General features: G+C 61.6%; 17 protein-coding genes. 1 reads left to right on the forward strand and 16 read right to left on the reverse strand.

The window, feature by feature from the left end; all coding sequences use genetic code 11:
- Positions 1-4: 4 nt before the first annotated feature.
- The 15 genes from J0G10_RS03195 to J0G10_RS03265 all read right to left on the reverse strand — a co-directional run bounded on the left by J0G10_RS03195 (position 5) and on the right by J0G10_RS03265 (position 13,990).
- The gene (locus tag J0G10_RS03195; RefSeq protein ID WP_095047222.1) at positions 5-730 is read right to left on the reverse strand and encodes a class I SAM-dependent methyltransferase; all 726 of its coding nucleotides are present in this window, start codon (positions 728-730) and stop codon (positions 5-7) included.
- The gene (locus tag J0G10_RS03200) at positions 727-1,974 is read right to left on the reverse strand and encodes an NAD(P)/FAD-dependent oxidoreductase (protein WP_095047223.1); all 1,248 of its coding nucleotides are present in this window, start codon (positions 1,972-1,974) and stop codon (positions 727-729) included. Before J0G10_RS03200 ends, J0G10_RS03195 begins: the two co-directional genes overlap by 4 nt.
- Entirely contained in the window at positions 1,961-3,124 is a 1,164-nt protein-coding gene (locus tag J0G10_RS03205; protein ID WP_220557423.1) for a cation:proton antiporter, read from the reverse strand. Before J0G10_RS03205 ends, J0G10_RS03200 begins: the two co-directional genes overlap by 14 nt.
- A complete protein-coding gene (locus tag J0G10_RS03210; protein ID WP_220557424.1) occupies positions 3,121-5,460 on the reverse strand; it encodes an MMPL family transporter in 2,340 nt (779 codons plus the stop codon). Before J0G10_RS03210 ends, J0G10_RS03205 begins: the two co-directional genes overlap by 4 nt.
- Complete coding sequence (locus J0G10_RS03215; protein WP_095047226.1) at positions 5,444-6,046, reverse strand: outer membrane lipoprotein carrier protein LolA; 603 nt, start codon at positions 6,044-6,046, stop codon at positions 5,444-5,446. Before J0G10_RS03215 ends, J0G10_RS03210 begins: the two co-directional genes overlap by 17 nt.
- Positions 6,043-6,468 (reverse strand): acyl-CoA thioesterase, encoded by a 426-nt coding sequence (locus J0G10_RS03220; protein WP_095047227.1) that lies wholly within the window; start codon positions 6,466-6,468, stop codon positions 6,043-6,045. The genes J0G10_RS03215 and J0G10_RS03220 overlap by 4 nt, the downstream gene beginning before the upstream one ends.
- Positions 6,461-8,005: an HAL/PAL/TAL family ammonia-lyase gene (locus J0G10_RS03225; protein WP_186621263.1), complete on the reverse strand. Its 1,545-nt coding sequence runs from the start codon at positions 8,003-8,005 to the stop codon at positions 6,461-6,463. The genes J0G10_RS03220 and J0G10_RS03225 overlap by 8 nt, the downstream gene beginning before the upstream one ends.
- Positions 7,986-8,933 (reverse strand): LpxL/LpxP family acyltransferase, encoded by a 948-nt coding sequence (locus tag J0G10_RS03230; protein ID WP_095047229.1) that lies wholly within the window; start codon positions 8,931-8,933, stop codon positions 7,986-7,988. Before J0G10_RS03230 ends, J0G10_RS03225 begins: the two co-directional genes overlap by 20 nt.
- Positions 8,930-9,664 (reverse strand): glycosyltransferase family 2 protein, encoded by a 735-nt coding sequence (locus tag J0G10_RS03235; protein WP_220557426.1) that lies wholly within the window; start codon positions 9,662-9,664, stop codon positions 8,930-8,932. Before J0G10_RS03235 ends, J0G10_RS03230 begins: the two co-directional genes overlap by 4 nt.
- 77 nt (positions 9,665-9,741) lie before the next feature.
- Complete coding sequence (locus tag J0G10_RS03240; RefSeq protein WP_220557427.1) at positions 9,742-11,421, reverse strand: acyl-CoA synthetase family protein; 1,680 nt, start codon at positions 11,419-11,421, stop codon at positions 9,742-9,744.
- Complete coding sequence (locus J0G10_RS03245; RefSeq protein WP_093430103.1) at positions 11,418-11,963, reverse strand: COG4648 family protein; 546 nt, start codon at positions 11,961-11,963, stop codon at positions 11,418-11,420. Before J0G10_RS03245 ends, J0G10_RS03240 begins: the two co-directional genes overlap by 4 nt.
- Positions 11,960-12,214 (reverse strand): acyl carrier protein, encoded by a 255-nt coding sequence (locus J0G10_RS03250; RefSeq protein ID WP_007909503.1) that lies wholly within the window; start codon positions 12,212-12,214, stop codon positions 11,960-11,962. Before J0G10_RS03250 ends, J0G10_RS03245 begins: the two co-directional genes overlap by 4 nt.
- A gap of 9 nt (positions 12,215-12,223) precedes the next feature.
- Positions 12,224-12,499, reverse strand: coding sequence for a phosphopantetheine-binding protein (locus tag J0G10_RS03255; protein WP_093430104.1), 276 nt, complete (start codon positions 12,497-12,499; stop codon positions 12,224-12,226).
- Positions 12,477-13,289 (reverse strand): lysophospholipid acyltransferase family protein, encoded by an 813-nt coding sequence (locus J0G10_RS03260; RefSeq protein ID WP_095047232.1) that lies wholly within the window; start codon positions 13,287-13,289, stop codon positions 12,477-12,479. Before J0G10_RS03260 ends, J0G10_RS03255 begins: the two co-directional genes overlap by 23 nt.
- Positions 13,265-13,990: a beta-ketoacyl synthase chain length factor gene (locus J0G10_RS03265; protein ID WP_095047233.1), complete on the reverse strand. Its 726-nt coding sequence runs from the start codon at positions 13,988-13,990 to the stop codon at positions 13,265-13,267. Before J0G10_RS03265 ends, J0G10_RS03260 begins: the two co-directional genes overlap by 25 nt.
- Positions 13,991-14,346: 356 nt before the next feature.
- Between J0G10_RS03265 and J0G10_RS03270 the strand changes: the two genes are divergently transcribed.
- Complete coding sequence (locus J0G10_RS03270; RefSeq protein WP_034152927.1) at positions 14,347-15,117, forward strand: ParA family protein; 771 nt, start codon at positions 14,347-14,349, stop codon at positions 15,115-15,117.
- Between the two features lie 126 nt (positions 15,118-15,243).
- On the opposite strand, the gene trxC is transcribed toward J0G10_RS03270, so the two are convergent.
- Complete coding sequence (gene trxC / locus J0G10_RS03275; protein ID WP_220557429.1) at positions 15,244-15,678, reverse strand: thioredoxin TrxC; 435 nt, start codon at positions 15,676-15,678, stop codon at positions 15,244-15,246.
- Between the last annotated feature and the right edge of the window lie 134 nt (positions 15,679-15,812).

Here is a 15,812-nt window from a genome sequence, read left to right on the forward strand (position 1 = left end):
TGCATCAGAAAGTACCTTGCAGCGGCTTGCGCGCTACCACGTTGACCAGCGTTTCCTCACGCTGCCCGAACGGCTTGGGTTTGCGTAAGCCAAACCGCTCCAGCAAACCGAAATCCTTCGACCGGCTCCACCACAGATACGGGTACGAGACATTCTTCCCGGCAAACTCGAAACCCTGCCCACGAATCATCTGCAGATACTGCGCCGCACTCTTCTGCACATGCATCGGATGGCGGAACAACCAGCGGATCACCCACGTATCAATGTAAGCCTCGGTGGATTCGGCGAACAGCAGATAGCCACCCGGTTTCAGCACTCGATAAAACTCGGCGAGGGCTTTTTCCTGCTCGACCAGATGATGAAAAGTCTGATGGCAGAACAGCAGATCAACACTGGCGTCCGGCACATTGAGCGTCGCGCAATCACTGCCGATCAGCTCTACATCGAGGCCCAGACGCGTCGCTTCTTCAGCGCTCAACTCCAGGCTGTGCGGATCGGCATCAACACCGATCAAACGCTGTGGCGCAAAGGTCTGGCGCAGATGAGCGAACGACTTGCCCTGGCCACAACCGGCGTCCAGCAGTACCGGGTTCTGCGGCAGTGCTTCACTGAACAAACCGCGCAAATCATTGATCGCCACCCGCAACACATGGTGCTGCCAGGTGTGGCTGCGCAGGAACCAGAAACCGAAGCGGGTTTCCTCGACGTAGCTGTCGCTCAAGTAGTTCATGTGGCGTCCTTTGCACAGAGTTCGGAAATCATCTTCAAGCGGCGGCGGGCTTCGCTGACGAACGGGTTGCGTTCATCCCAGGCGTAGCCGGCGAGGATCGAACAGATCATCCGACGGATTTCCGCCTGGCTGTCTTCATAAAAAATCACGTCCTGAAAGGTGCCGGCGTACCAGCCCTCGACGTAGCAGCGGAAGGTGTCGACGCCGCGCTTGAGCGGCTCAGCGAATTCGCTTTGCCAGTCGACGGTTTCGCCCTGCAACTGACGGTGCAAAACCGCTGCCGCCATGCTCGCCGAGCGCATGGCGATGGTCACGCCGGAGGAGAACACCGGGTCGAGAAATTCTGCCGCGTTGCCGAGCAAGGCGAAGCCCGGCCCGTGCAGGGATTTCACATTGGCGGCGTAACCGCCGAGCGTGCGTGCGGGGGTGTCCCACACAGCATTGTTCAGAACGCCGGCAAGGCTCGGGGTTTCGGCGATGAAGCTGCGCAGACAGGCATCCAGATCGTTGTCGCGACCCTTGAAATGTTCCTCGGCGGCGACCACGCCCACCGAACAGCGTCCATTACTGAACGGGATCGTCCAGAACCAGACATCGCGATGCTCTGGATGGGTGGTGACGAGGATTTTTTCGCGGTCGAACGCCGGGTTGTCGATGTGATCTTCGACGTGGGTGAACACCGCTTGGCGCACCGGGAAGTTCGACGGCGCTTCCAGATCCAGCAGCCGCGACAACACGCGGCCGTAGCCGCTGGCATCAAGGACGAAATCCGCTTCGACGCGATAGTCGCTGCCGTCCTCACGGCGCACGTCGAGGTGCGGTTTCGTCCGGTCGAAATCGACGCTGACGATGGCATCGCCGTAGCGGATTTCCGCGCCTTGCAGCGCCGCTTGATCGGCCAGCAGTTTGTCGAAATCGGCGCGTTGCACCTGAAACGTGGTCGGTTTGCCGCCGGTAAAGGTGTCACCGAAATCGAAGGCGCTGTAACGCTCGCCCCAGGCGAATGCGGCGCCGGTCTTGCGCTGGAATCCGGCGGCATTGACGGCGTCGAGCATGCCGGCTTCTTCGACGAAATCCAGGCAATGGCTGAGCAGGCTTTCACCGATCGAAAAGCGCGGAAAATGCTGGCGCTCGATCACCAGCACATCGTGGCCCTTGCGCTTGAGCAACGCCGCAGCGATGGCGCCGGAGGGACCGGCGCCGATGATCACGACCTGACGGGATTCCATTTCAACGATTGGCACGTGAGCTCCGGGGTAAAGGATGTTGCAGATTCAATGGCGCGCGATGCAGGCCGATCAGGGCCGGTAGCAGCGTCGCGATCAGGCCCATCAGCATCAGCGCGAAGTACAGCGCCGGGGTGATGAGCTGTTGTTGCAACAACAAATTGAGAAAGACGATTTCGCTCAGGCCGCGAATATTCAGCAGCACACTTTCGCGCCAGCGGCTGGCGCCTTCGAACGAGGCGCCGGCCCAGCCGAGGCCGAGCCAGTTGCCGAGCAGTTTACTGGCAATCGGCAACAGCAACAGCGCCGCCCATTGCAGCGGACCAAGGCTTGCGAGGGCACTGTGCACGTCGATCTGGACGATGCCGAACGTCAGGATCAGCGGGATCGCCAGCCACGTCTGCAAACGGCTCATCCAGCGCGCCGGTAATGGCAGCACCAGCGGCACTTTCAGCGCGGCCATGCATAGCAGGTAGCCGATGCCGAAGATCAGCGCGTTGAGTTTGTAGTGCTCGGCCATTACCAACAGCGCAAAGAAACCGAGGCTGTAGGTCAGCGGTCGACGCGCACGCAACAGATGCAACAGCAACGGCACAAGGGCGAGAGCCAGCGGCAGCAGCAGACTGCTCGGATGCAGACTGCCCTGGGCGAGGCCGAACAGCGTCCAGCAGGTCAGATCGATGAGGATCGCGGTCTGCACCAACCGGCGAGTGGCGGCGGGCGGATAATCGATGTGGCGCAGATACAGGTACAGCACCGGGATCGCGGTAATCGCGAACACCAGGCCGATGGCCAGCGAGTTGAGCCACGGTTGCGCCGGCAGCAGCCAATAGGCAGCGGCCAGGCCACAGGCAAACGGCACGAGGAAACTCGGCACAGCGATTTTCACGCTCTGGCGATCGAGTTTCAGATCGATCACATCACTGAGGATATGCCCGAGCAGCAGGGCAAAACTCAGGCTGTAGAGGTTTTTCAGCCAGTCAGGCGCAATCAGTTGCGCGCCACTGAGCTGCCAGCCCGGTTCGATCCAGAAGTACATCAGCAGCGGCAAGCCGAAGCTCGCCAGCAGCAACTGACTGACAATCGGAATCAGACCGAAGTGGCGCCCGATGCGAGTGGCCACGGCGAACAACGCCAGGGCCATGAACCAGAAGGCGACGACCATCATGCTGCCGGCTCCACGACTGTCGCGGTGTGTTCGTGACGCCCCGCCCACGGTGCGAGCATGAAGCTGAACGCCAGACCGAGGCTCACCGACAGACCGAAGTTGCTCACCGCCGGCGTGCTGGAAACCGCCAGCAAACCGAACGACAGCCACGTCGTCACAGCCGCCAGCAGGGTGCCGAGCAGGCTCACCGCCGCGCCGCCGACTTGTTCACGCATGAGAATCGCGTAATCAACGCTGATCGCCGTCACTAGCAGCAAGCCGAACAGGCTAAACAGGGTCAGCGGCTGACCAAGCCAGCCAAGGCTGGCCAGGCTGCACAGCGCAGCGAGCAGAGGCAGGGCGACAATGCGCAGCGCGCCGCCGAGACCAAAGGGCAGCATCAGCACCAGCACGATCAGTGCGCAGGAGGCGAGTTTCAGTTCTGCGGCGCTGATTTGCGTCGCCGCAAAGACTTCATTCAACTCACCGAGGCGATCGACCAGCGTCACCCCCGGCAAATCCAGCGCCTGCACGCGCAACAGTGCCGGGTTGTTCAGGCCTTGCAGACTGGTCATTGCCGCTACGCCGTCTTCGCTGGGGCCAAGCCAGAGCATGCGATAAGGCTCACCAAGGGGACCGGCCAGTGCCGCGTCGATGTCTTCGGCGGGCACGGCCTGCAATTGCTGTAGTTCGGTTTGCAGCGCGGCGAGCGGTACGCCGAGGTCGAGCAGTGGCTGCCAGTATTGCGGCAGTTTGTTCAGTGCCTGACGTACCTGTTCTTGCTGGTTCGGTGGGCTGACCAGTCGATCGAGGGCCAGATAGCCTTGCAGCTTGTCGAGGTTGACCAGTTGCTCCAGACGCTCGCTCAGCGCGGCCTGACGCTCGAGCAATTGCTGCTGATTGTCGGCGCGCACGAGGAAAAACTGGCTGGTCGGCTGATAGCCGGTGATGCGCGCGATGGCCTGCGCTTCGTCGGTCAGATGTTGTGGTGCGCCGACCCATTGGCGGATGTCATTCTTGCTTTGCAGCTGCACCAGACCGCCCACACAGAAGGCGATCAGTAGTGCCAGCAACACCGGCGTGCGTACGCGTTCGAGGAGTTTTTCGCGCAGGTTGACCATGCGCTCGGCCAGATGCAGCGGCCATTGCGCGGGGCGTAGTTCGACGTTTTTCAGCAACGCCGGCAACAGGCACACCGCCGACAAATAGGCGCCGAGCAAGCCAGCGGCGGAGAACACCGCGATTTGCGTCAACGCCGGGAACGGCGTCCACGCCAGTGCCAGATAACCGATGGCGCTGGTGATCAGGCTCAGGGTCAGCCCGGACAGCGTCAAACGCAACGCCGGCCAACTGCGCCAAGGCTTCAGGCTCCAACTCTTCGACAAATAGTGCAGCGGATAATCCACGGCCACGCCGATCAGGCTGGAGCCGAGCACCAGCGTCATCACATGCATGTGGCCGAACAGCGCCACACACGCCACCGCACCGAACAACATGCCGACCAGCACCGGCACGAACGCCAGCAACACGCGCCAGCGGCGGAAAGCGAGCAACAGCAGCAAGAGAATGCCGACCGTCGCACCACCACCGACCCAGGTCATTTCGCGCGTGGCTTGCTGCTGACCATTGGCCGCGTAGAGCAAGCCGCTGGCGGCCAGCAATTGCACGTCGGATTTCGCCGCCTGCTCGCGGCTGGCTTGCAGCAATGCCGCGACTTGCAGCGGCAGGTCCATGTCGAAAGCATTGCCGGTGGTGCGTGCACGCAGCAGCACCCAGCTCTTGCCGTCCGCATCGGCAATCAACGCGCCGCTGCCGATGTCCAGTTGCACCGAACCGTGCTGCGGCTGGCTGTTCTGAATGCGCCCGGTCAGGCCCAGCCAGTCATCCTGACTCGGCACCAGACTGAAACCGCTGAACGGATCGAACAGGGCCTGCACGCGTTGTTGAATGAATGCGTCTGGGTGTTCGATCAGCAGTTGCCGGTCATCCGCCGAGAGCATCGCCAGTCGCCCTTGCAGCAGTTGTGTGCGCAGCGCTGGCAGGTCTGCTTGCAGGTTCCACTGCACCTTTTCGAACAACCCGCTGGCCTGCCATTGCTCGCCCAGCGTCTGCGCCATGGCCACCGCTAGCTGGCGGTCGGCGTGGCCGACCAGCACCAGCATTTCGCGGTTGAGCGGTTCCTGCATGCGCTGCTCGGCGCGCTGTTCGAGGGCGTCGGGGTGGGTGCCGGGCACCAGTTCCATCAGGTTCGCCGACAATGGCGCACCGTCACGCCACTGCCAACCGGCCAGAGCGACGACCGCCAGCAGCAGAATCAGAAACAGCCAGGGCAGCCTGCGTTCACTCGGCAAAGTCATGTTGCTCCGCGTCGTTCAACGGTTGCCCGGCGGTGCTGTCCTGCATGCGCAGCACCGTGCTGTCGCCCTGGGTTTCCAGCAGTTCGATGGTCTGCACCAGCGTGCCGCCGTCGATATTGATCTGGTTGAATACTTGCTTGAGCAGCAGCGAGCGCGGGGTCAGCGTGAGTTTCCACTGCTGTGCGTCGCCGCTCAGGGCCAGTTCGAAGTCGCGTTGCAGGCCGCTGCTGTCGCCTTGCAGCACGGCGAGGAACAAGCGGTTCTGCTCGGCCCCGGCGCTCTTGTTCGGCAGCAGTTGCCAGCCGTTGCCGTCACGCCGGGCGATGCCCTTGGCGGTGATGCGGTAGTCCTGTTGCAGCGGGGTCTTCAGCAGCCAGAGCAGGCCGTGGTTTTTCGCCAGAACAAAACTGCCCTTGCTGATCAGCGGCTGCGGTAATGCACGCAGGTGTTTTTCCTGAATGAACTGACCGTGGATCACGTCCGGTTTCGCCAGTTGCTCGCTCAGTTGTTGCAGGTCGAAGGCGTTGGCCAGAGAGGACATCACCAGCAGCGCCAGTACACTCAAGCCTTTAACAAAAACATTCATCGCAGCATCCTTTCCACGGCATCGGTGAAGACCTTCGGTGAAGCCAGTTGCATCTCGCGGCTGCTCACTTCGACGGCAACCTGCACCGAGCTGGCACGGGTGAGGCGTTCGCCGCTGTGCAGGTCGGTGATCAGGTAATTGATCTTCAGACGGTTTTCCCATTCGACCAGACTGGCGCGCACATTCAGGCGCTGACCAAACACCGCGCCACGCACGTAGCGCAGTTGCAGGTCGATGATCGGCCAGGCATAACCGGCCTCGACCATGTGCGTGTAGTTGTGGCCGATCTTGTCCAGCAGCGCGCAACGCGCCACTTCGAGGTATTTGACGTAATGGCCGTGCCAGACGACGTGCATGGTGTCGACGTCGAAAAACGGTACGAGGATTTCCGTGTCGGCGTGAAGCACTCCGGCGCTACGCATGCAGCCTCCAGTGTTGCGCGGCGATGCGTTGCAGGCACAGACGCAGCTCGCCTTCCAGGGCGCGGTCTTCGATCACCGGCGGGAAATCCTTGGCCAGTTCTACGTGCATCGCCGCCAGCGATGGCGGCAACGGCCGGGCATCTTCGGCTTGAGCACGCAGCCACACGCCCTGGTTGGCGGCGAGCAATGTCGCGGCAGCGACCTGTTCGGTCAGCTCCAGCACGCGGATCGCATCGCGAGCAGCGATGGTGCCCATGCTGACTTTGTCCTGGTTATGGCACTCGGTGGAGCGCGAGAACACGCTGGCCGGCATGGTGTTTTTCAGCGCTTCGGCGGTCCACGCGCTGGTGCCGATCTGCACGGCTTTGAAGCCATGGTTGATCATCGCTCGATCCGCCGGAGCACCGGAGAGGTTGCTTGGCAGACCGTGGTTGTAACGCTCGTCGACCAGCAGCGCGAGCTGGCGGTCCAGCAGGTCAGCGACGTTGGCCACGAGGTTTTTCAGGCTGTCCATGGCGAACGCGATGTGGCCGCCGTAGAAGTGCCCGCCGTGCAAAACGCGCTCGGCTTCGGCGTCGATAATCGGGTTGTCGTTGGCGCTGTTCAGCTCGGTTTCGATGAACGAACGCAGCCAGTTCAGGCTGTCGGCCAACACGCCGAGCACGTGCGGTGCGCAGCGCAGCGAATAGCGATCCTGCAGGCGATGCAGCGGTGCGGTCGGCGCGTCGATGGCCAGATCCTTGCGCAGCCACGCGGCGACCTGCATTTGCCCTGGATGTGGTTTGGCGGCGAACAGACGTTCGTCGAAGTGCTCCGGATTGCCTTGCAGCGCGACCACATTGAGCGCGGTGATGCGCGTGGCCAGTTGCAGCAGATAGTCGGCACGGGCGAAAGCGAGGCAGGCGAGACCGGTCATTACGGCGGTGCCGTTCATCAGCGCCAGCGCTTCTTTCGGGCGCAGTACCAGCGGTGTCCAGCCGAGTTCACGATGCACATCGGCAGACTGGCGACGTTCGCTACGGAACATTACTTCACGTTCACCGGACAGCGTTGCAGCGACGTAGGACAGCGGCGTCAGATCACCGCTGGCGCCGACCGAGCCTTCTTCAGGGATCAGCGGCAGGATGTCGTATTCGAGGAACGCGTGCAGACGCTCCAGCAACTCCACGCGCACCCCGGAGACGCCATGGCACAACGACTGCAAACGCGCCGCCAACACCGCGCGGGTGGCTTGCGCGTCGAGCAGTTTACCCAGCCCGCAACCGTGGAAGGTGTAGAGGTGACGCGGCAGGGCCTCTACGTGATGCAGCGGCACCGCGACCACGCAGGAATCGCCGTAACCGGTGGTCACGCCGTAGATCACGCCTTCCTTGTCCAGCAGCGAATCGAGGAACCGCGCGCCCTTGGCGATGCGCTCGCGATAGTCGGCGTCGCTCTGCAATTGCACGGGCGCCTGACGGTTGGCCAGGGCCAGCACGTCTTCGATGCGCAAAGGGCGTTCGCCGAAGGTTACCGGCTCATGGGTTGGCGTCGTCATCGGTCTTCCAGAAAGGGTAAAAGTTGAACCATTGTTGCGGCGCTTCGAGGCAATAGTGACTCAGGCGCTGCGCATAGCGGGTGGCCCACTGATGAATGACCTGCTCGCGCTCGCTGCGCTTCCACACCACGGCATCGGCGAAGGGCTCGAGAGTCAGGCGATAGTGGCCGTCCGGTTGCTTGAGGCACATCAACAGGTTGACCGGGCATTTGAGCAGGCCGGCGAGCAGCCACGGCCCTTGCGGGAACGGCGCCGGATGGCCGAGGAAATCGACGGTCACACTGCGCCCGCCATGCAGCGGCACGCGGTCGCCGGCAATCGCCAGCCACTCGCCGCGTTCCAGCCGTTCGTGCAGTTGCAGCATGATCACCGGGTCGAGTTCGCTGACCTGAATCAGGCGCAGATTGGTCGCTCCAGCCTCGCCCAGCAAACGGTTGAATTGCTCGGCGTGCTTGGTGTGCACCAGCACGTTCATGGTGACCTTTTCGCCGATCTCCGCCAGTGCGCGACAGACTTCCAGATTGCCCAGGTGCGCGCCGACCAGCAGTTGTCCGCGACTGCCTCGCAACTGATTGCGCAGCAGGGCCGGGTCGATGATTTCGATTTGTTCGATACGCAGTTTGCCGTTCCACACGTCGAGCTTGTCGAGCATCGAATCGGCGAATGCCATGAACTGGCCGAACACCCGCCAATGCGTCGGGCGCAACACGTCGCGCTGACTCCATGCGGCCAGGCGTTGCTGGTATTGCCAGGCGCTGTGTCGCGCGGTGCGGCCAAACAGGAAGAAGTACAGGACGATGCCGTACAGCAACGGGCTGAGCAGGCGTCGGCCCAGGACCTTGGCGGCGAACGCGGTGAATTTCATCAGCAGGAAGCTGCCGCGCTCTTCGCGGTCAGCCCAGTGCTTTTTGTCGGCTTCGCCGGTCATGTTCGCCACCGCCGCCAGAGGATCACCGGGAAGCGCAGCAACATGCCGAGAAACAGCCGTGTGTGCATGCTGGAAATCAGTGCGTTGTCATGGAACAGACGGAAGTGCGACACACCGTCCAGCGGATAATGCACGCTGGTTTGCAGCCAGCGCATCGGCTGATTGCGCCACGACAGGCGCACGAGAATGTCCGAGTCGAAATCCATGCGCTTGCCGACTTTCGCCGAATCAATCACCGCCAGCGTCGGGGCGAGCGGATAGACGCGGAAACCACACATTGAATCGCGGATCTGCAGCGACAGCGTGTTGATCCAGACCATCACGTGGGTCAGGTAGCGCGCGTACAAACGACCTTTCGGCACGCTGTCGTCGAACAGCGGATAACCGCAGATCATCGCCTCGGGATGGGCACGGGACTCGGCGACAAAACGCTCCACATCGTGCAAGTCGTGCTGGCCGTCGGCATCAACCTGTAGCGCATGGCTGAAGCCCAACAGCGAGGCTTCGCGCAAACCGGTCATTACCGCGCCGCCCTTGCCCTGATTCGCGGTCAGGCGTACCAGATGCACGTTGTCGCGCTCGGCCAGTGCGTCGAGCACTCTGGCACAAGAGAGCGTGCTGGCGTCGTCCACCAGAATGCACGGCAGGCCTTGCGCGAGCAGGGCGTCGACCACGGTGCCGATCGCAGTTTCGTGGTTGTAGACCGGGATCACGGCGCAAGGGTTATGCATACGTTTTCTCCACTGGAAGACCGCGATCCCTGTAGGAGTGAGCCTGCTCGCGATTGAGTGCGCAGCACTCACCAAGGTCAACCATGCTCTACACCCAAAAGAATCCGCCCACTGGAACAGGTCGCCGTGTCATTGCGATAAGCGAAATACAATTTGCCGCGCTCAGGATCAAAGCGCAGGTGCAGCTGAATTTCATCCCCAGGCCGCACCAATTGCTGGAACTTCAGCACTTCCATCCCGGCAAACGGACCGGTCAGATTGAGCAGTTGGCGACCGAGGTTCAGTGCCCATTCCACCTGCACCACGCCGGGCAATACCGGGGCTTTAGGGAAGTGACCACTGAAATAAGCCAGGTCCGGCGGCACACTCAGTTGCAGGCTCCATTCACCCTCGGTCTCGACCTGCGACAGCACTTCCGGCGCTTTCGCTCGCGGGGCCATCAGCAGCGCTTCGATATCGGCCTGCGGCAGTTTGCCTTGGCTGTTCAACGGTAATTGCCGCACTAGCCGCCAACGTCGCGGTAAAGCCAGGGCTTCACAGTGTTGGCGCAAATGCTGGCGCAGGGTTTCGGTCAGGCTGCGGCGACCGTGCTCACGCAAGGCAAACAGGCCGGCCTCGCTGAGCACCAGTAGAGCACCGAGAGAGGCGCGATTTTCCTGGACCACGCCCAAGCGCGCTTCGGCGACCCAGTCGTGGTCAACCAAGGCTTGCTCAAGCATGGGCAGCGAGATGCGTTTTTCTTCCAGTTTGACGATCCGGTCCAGCCGTCCGAGCAGTTCGAAGCGGCCATCGATGCCGATGCGCGCGGCGTCAGCGGTGTGCTCGACGTGCCCGGCAGGCAAGTAAGGTGAGGCGATCAGCAGGGCGCCGTCGCTGTCCTGGCTCAGTTGGACACCGGCGAACGGTTGCCACAGTAGTTGGCCCTGACGCCAGGCAATGCCGCCGGTTTCCGAGCTGCCGAGGATTTCCGTCGGCCATTGCTGCAAGCGTTGCTGCAGACTTTGCGCAGCTTCGACCGGCAACGCACCGCCGGAGGAAAACACCCGGCGCACGGCGCTCAGGGCCGGCCAGTCGAGGTTGTCGCCCATGCGTTTGAGTAACGCCGGGCTGGCCACCCACGCAAAGGCTGGATGTTCGCGGCTGGCACGCTGCAAGTCTTCGGGGAACGCCAGTTGCTTGCGCACAAACGGGCGCCCGGCACACAGCGGCCACAGCACGCGAAACAGCAAACCGTAAATATGCTGGGTGGCGACGCTGCCGATGATGCAGGCCTCACCGAGATCCGCGCCCCACAACTGTTCCAGTGCTTCGACCTCGTTGGCCAGTTGGCGCAGGGTTTTGTCGATGCGCTTGGGCTCGCCGCTGGAGCCGGACGTGCACAGGCTCAGGCGGCACTGGTCGAGGTCCAGTGCGGCGCCGGCTAGCTGCGGCTGCTGAACGTCGCTCAGTTGCGCGTCATCGGCTTGATCCGTCAGCCACAGATCGACCTCAGCCGACCAGCGCTGGCGGGTTTGCGCTTGCAGGTCCGAGGGCAGCAGAACACTCACACCTGCACGCCATGCACCTAGCAATGCGATGGCCAGTTCGGCGGCATCTTCCAGGTGCACAGCCAGACGTTTCACGCCTTGCGCTTGCAGACCGGCGGCAACGCTCAGCGCCTGCTCGCACAGTTGCGCATGTTCGAGGGCCGGTGCGTGGCTGATGGCCCGCGCCGGCACAGGCTTGAGCAACAGCTGCTCAAGTTTTATCCAGTTCATGTACGGCCTCTTACCCGTTGTCGTATCAGCCATTCAATGGCAAACATCAGGCCGATCAATCCATAGGAGATCAGGCCGGTGTACAACATCCACCAATTCAGCGGCGCCCACAGGGTCAGCAGGGCGGCGCATAAACCGTTGCAGAAGAAAAACACGCTCCAGGCCACGGTGACCTTGCGCGTATAGCGAATCGCAATATCCGGTAGTTCTGGCTCACGCAAGCGCGCCAGGCGCTCCACCATCGGCGGGCCGTATTTCAGGCTCAGGCTGAACAGCACCAGCATGAAGCCGCTGATCAGCACCGGGTACCAACGCAGCAACAGCGGACTGTCGAACAGCGCCAGCAGCAGGCAAAAGGCGATCGCCACACAGGCCATCCACAGGCTGCCGGGTTTACGTTCACCGGTCAGCGCTCGCGCCAGCCACAGGCTGCCCAGCAGCAGACCGAACTGCCACGGGGCAAAATGCTCCATGCCGAAATACACCGCAAAGGGGTACAGCAGACCGGCCAGCAGCAGGCCGAGGCCGATCAATCGGCTCATGCGGCCGGTTGAACCAGACGGTAGACCGCCTCGACCACGTCGCCGACGGTGCGCACCGATTTGAATTCTTCGGCGGCGATTTTCTTGCCGGTCTGGCGTTTGATGTGATCGATCAGATCGACCGCGTCGATGCTGTCGATTTCCAGATCCTGATACAGGTTGGATTCCAGGCTCACACGGGCCGGATCCAGTTCGAACAGCTCGACCAAGGCATCGCGCAGGGTGTTGAAAATATCGTCACGAGTTTGCATGGTCCGGTCTCAAGCTGCCTGTTTTGCCGTGACGAACGCCGCAAGGCTGGCCACGTTGGTGAAATGGTTACGGGTGTCTTTGGCGTCGGCATCGATCTTGATGCCGTATTTTTTCTGGATGGCCAGACCCAGTTCCAGCGCGTCGACGGAATCCAGGCCCAGGCCTTCGCCGAACAGTGTTTGCTCGTCTTCGATGTCGTCGACGCTGATGTCTTCGAGGCCGAGGGCGTCGATGATCAGCAGTTTGATGTCACGCACCAGGCTAGGGGTGTTCAGATCGCTCATCTTCGGCGAGCTCCTTAATAAAATATGAGTGCAAATAATCGTTGAGCTTGCGCGAGGCTTGCGGTGCAGGGCCTTGCGCGGCGAAGGCTTGTGGGTCTATATCGGCCCCGACGCGAAAACTGAAGTGCACGCGGCGGCTGGGGATCCGGTACCAGGGTTCGGCTTTGGTCAATGTGGTCGGGCTGACCTTGATAATCACCGGCGTGAGGATTTTCGCACCGCGCAGGGCAATCGCCGCAGCGCCCCGATGAAAGGCCGGCGCCTGACCGGGCTGGGTGCGCGTGCCTTCCGGGAAAATGATCAGGGTCTGGCCGTTTTGCAGGGATTGGGCGGCAGCATCGAGCATGTCCATGCTGCCGTCGTTGCTGATGTATTCAGTGCTGCGCAACGGGCCACGGGTGAAGGGGTTTTCCCACAGGCTTTTCTTCACCACGCAATTGGCCTGGCGCACCAGACCGATGAGGAACACCACGTCGATCAGCGACGGGTGATTGGCGATGATCATCTGTCCGGGTCGCCCGAGACGTTCGGCGCCCTGAATGTCATAGGTCAGCACACCGGTGCGGGCCATGAACCGGACGAAAAACCAGAACAGCCGGCTGACGGTCTGCCGCGCGCGTTGGCGATGCGCAACGGCGTCACCGGGCAGGCAAGCCAACAGCGGAAACACCAGCACACGCAGGCACAGCCCGCCAAGCCCGAACAGGGCGAAGCTTGCGGCGGTGGCCAGCAGGCGCCAGTAATAGGCATCGCGGTTTTTTTCGGTCACGGGTTGCGTTGCCAGGTCCATACACGATTTTTCCAGGCATGTTGGCAATGGGTTTGCTGGCCGAGCAGGGTTTGCAACAGATTGAGCGCGTGGGGCCAGTGAGCTTTTGACCGTGTTTCTGTGGTGCTGTTCAGGGTCAGCCGCCAGTCGGTACCGGGGGTGAGCAAAAGGCCGAGTGCGTAGGGAAACGGCACGTCATCGATCCACGCTGAATAGGCTTCGGGCGGTTGTTCTTCGGTGATTACCAACAGCACCGCCGGGGCGCCTTCATTGAGTAGCGCCGCTGCTTCGAGCATGCCGTGCTCAAGGCCGTCGCCGGCCGCGGCGAGGGCGGTCATCTCACTGGTTTCGCCACGCATGATCGACCACAGACCGATGATCGCGTTATGTACGGACAGGCTGAACTGGGTCGGCGACAGCGGCTGTTCGGTCGCCAGATCACTGAGGATGTCGTAAGTCCGTGGGGTTTCACCGTGGCGCGAGACGAACACCAGCGGCAGGCTGTCCCGCCCGTCGGCCAGGGGCCAGCCAACGCTGAACGCCATGCGTGCCAGACGACTGAGGCGGCGGCGCTGCATGGCCGGCAAAAACGACACATCGGGCGCGGCATCACTGCGCTGGAGCACGACCGGTTGTCGGCTCCAGGCCTGCCAGGCGTCCACGCTGTCGAGGCCAGGGGCCCACGCGCGCCATTGGGCGATGTTGAAGTTGATCACGGACATTCATCCCGCCCCTGCAGGCTTTTGTTGACGCGTTGAATCGCCAAAGCCGCAGCAGGCTTGACGTGGCGCTTGGCGCCGGGTGGCGCGCATTATCCCGGTGCGACGAGTGTGTAGCAAATGCTGGTTACATTTTGCGCAACGAAATGTACCGAGTGGTTCGCAAGAAAACTGTCACTTGGCCATTATCCAGATCGTGAGCGGCTTGTCTGTCGGGAATCTCGGCGATCAATGGCGGCGATTGCCCTATTCGTCCGCGGATATTTGCACCTGACTCTGTAGTCCATGTCCATGAAGGTAGCGAAGCGAGGTCGCGCGCATCTACACTCGGTCATTCTTTGATACACGGAGGTTTTGTCATGCGGCGCGTGGTGTTCAATCAGAAAGGTGGGGTAGGCAAGTCCAGCATTGCCTGCAATCTGGCGGCGGTCAGCGCCAGCGAGGGTTATCGCACGTTGTTGGTCGATCTCGATGCCCAGGCCAACTCCACTCAGTATCTGACCGGGCTCACCGGCGACGACATTCCGATGGGTATTGCCGACTTCTTCAAGCAGACCCTGTCTTCCGGGCCGTTCTCGAAGAAGAATCAGGCGGACATCTACGAAACGCCGTTCGATAACCTCCACATCATTACCGCCACCGCCGAGCTGGCCGACCTGCAGCCCAAGCTCGAGGCCAAACACAAGATCAACAAACTACGGAAGTTGCTCGATGAGCTGTCCGAGGATTACGACCGGATTTATCTTGATACGCCGCCGGCGCTGAATTTTTATGCGGTATCGGCGTTGATTGCTGCGGATCGCGTGCTGATCCCTTTCGATTGCGACAGCTTTTCCCGTCAGGCGCTGTACGGCCTGATCGCGGAGATCGAGGAGTTGAAGGACGACCACAACGAAGGCCTGGAAGTCGAAGGCATTGTGGTCAACCAGTTCCAAGCCCGGGCGAGCCTGCCGCAGCAGATTCTCGATGAGCTGATTGCCGAAGGTCTACCGGTGCTGCCGGTGTACCTGACCAGTTCGGTGCGCATGCGCGAATCGCATCAGGCCAGCATGCCGCTGATCCACCTCGACCCGCGCCATAAGCTGACCCAGCAATTCGTCGAACTGCACAACTTGCTCGAAGATCACTGATCTTCTGAGCTACGCAGAACCCTGTAGGAGTGAGCCTGCTCGCGATAGCATCCTTTCAGTCACTCAAGTGTTGGCTGACAGGACGCTATCGCGAGCAGGCTCACTCCTACATTGCTTTACGGTGTGTCAGATGCCTTGGCTACGCAGCCACGCCATCAACTGCGGCAACGGCAACGCACCACTCTGCCGCGCCAGTTCCCGGCCGTTCCTGAAAAGAATCAGACTCGGAATCGAGCGAATCCCCAACTGCGCCGACAACTGCTGATTCGCTTCGCTATCAAGCTTGGCCAAGCGGCACTTGCCCGCCAATTGCGCCGCCGCCTGCTCGAACACCGGCGCAAACGACTTGCACGGCCCACACCAGTCCGCCCAGACATCCACCAGCAACGGCAGATCACCCTTGATCTGACTGGCGTAATCGCCTTGCTTGAGTTCGAAGGGTTTTTTCAGCAGCACGGCGGATTTGCAGCGTCCGCACTTGGGCTGGTCGGCGAGGCGCTCTGCGGGGATGCGGTTGAGGCCGTTGCAGGAGGGGCAGGGGATGAGGAGTGGGGTGGTCATGAGCGAAATCCGGAATTGATCTGATAACACCTAGTTGGAGACGTTTGCTCATATTTTCAATCGTGCAGGCTCTCGCGTTGTGCCTAGGCTGAAGACGCAGCAGGCCAATCCATTGGTCTGCCTAGTGTTATCGC

Origin of the sequence: Pseudomonas germanica (assembly GCF_019614655.1) — a bacterium.
In the GTDB taxonomy this organism is placed as follows: domain Bacteria; phylum Pseudomonadota; class Gammaproteobacteria; order Pseudomonadales; family Pseudomonadaceae; genus Aquipseudomonas; species Aquipseudomonas neuropathica.

Excerpts from the sequence above, each read along its gene's own strand:
- J0G10_RS03240 (WP_220557427.1), bottom strand. The coding sequence starts at position 11,421 with ATGAACTGGATAAAACTTGAGCAGCTGTTGCTCAAGCCTGTGCCGGCG.
- J0G10_RS03270 (WP_034152927.1), top strand. The coding sequence starts at position 14,347 with ATGCGGCGCGTGGTGTTCAATCAGAAAGGTGGGGTAGGCAAGTCCAGC.
- J0G10_RS03195 (WP_095047222.1), bottom strand. The coding sequence starts at position 730 with ATGAACTACTTGAGCGACAGCTACGTCGAGGAAACCCGCTTCGGTTTC.
- J0G10_RS03215 (WP_095047226.1), bottom strand. The coding sequence starts at position 6,046 with ATGAATGTTTTTGTTAAAGGCTTGAGTGTACTGGCGCTGCTGGTGATG.
- trxC (WP_220557429.1), bottom strand. The coding sequence starts at position 15,678 with ATGACCACCCCACTCCTCATCCCCTGCCCCTCCTGCAACGGCCTCAAC.
- J0G10_RS03265 (WP_095047233.1), bottom strand. The coding sequence starts at position 13,990 with ATGTCCGTGATCAACTTCAACATCGCCCAATGGCGCGCGTGGGCCCCT.
- J0G10_RS03230 (WP_095047229.1), bottom strand. The coding sequence starts at position 8,933 with ATGACCGGCGAAGCCGACAAAAAGCACTGGGCTGACCGCGAAGAGCGC.
- J0G10_RS03255 (WP_093430104.1), bottom strand. The coding sequence starts at position 12,499 with ATGAGCGATCTGAACACCCCTAGCCTGGTGCGTGACATCAAACTGCTG.
- J0G10_RS03220 (WP_095047227.1), bottom strand. The coding sequence starts at position 6,468 with ATGCGTAGCGCCGGAGTGCTTCACGCCGACACGGAAATCCTCGTACCG.
- J0G10_RS03260 (WP_095047232.1), bottom strand. The coding sequence starts at position 13,289 with ATGGACCTGGCAACGCAACCCGTGACCGAAAAAAACCGCGATGCCTAT.
- J0G10_RS03225 (WP_186621263.1), bottom strand. The coding sequence starts at position 8,005 with ATGACGACGCCAACCCATGAGCCGGTAACCTTCGGCGAACGCCCTTTG.
- J0G10_RS03250 (WP_007909503.1), bottom strand. The coding sequence starts at position 12,214 with ATGCAAACTCGTGACGATATTTTCAACACCCTGCGCGATGCCTTGGTC.
- J0G10_RS03205 (WP_220557423.1), bottom strand. The coding sequence starts at position 3,124 with ATGATGGTCGTCGCCTTCTGGTTCATGGCCCTGGCGTTGTTCGCCGTG.
- J0G10_RS03210 (WP_220557424.1), bottom strand. The coding sequence starts at position 5,460 with ATGACTTTGCCGAGTGAACGCAGGCTGCCCTGGCTGTTTCTGATTCTG.
- J0G10_RS03235 (WP_220557426.1), bottom strand. The coding sequence starts at position 9,664 with ATGCATAACCCTTGCGCCGTGATCCCGGTCTACAACCACGAAACTGCG.
- J0G10_RS03245 (WP_093430103.1), bottom strand. The coding sequence starts at position 11,963 with ATGAGCCGATTGATCGGCCTCGGCCTGCTGCTGGCCGGTCTGCTGTAC.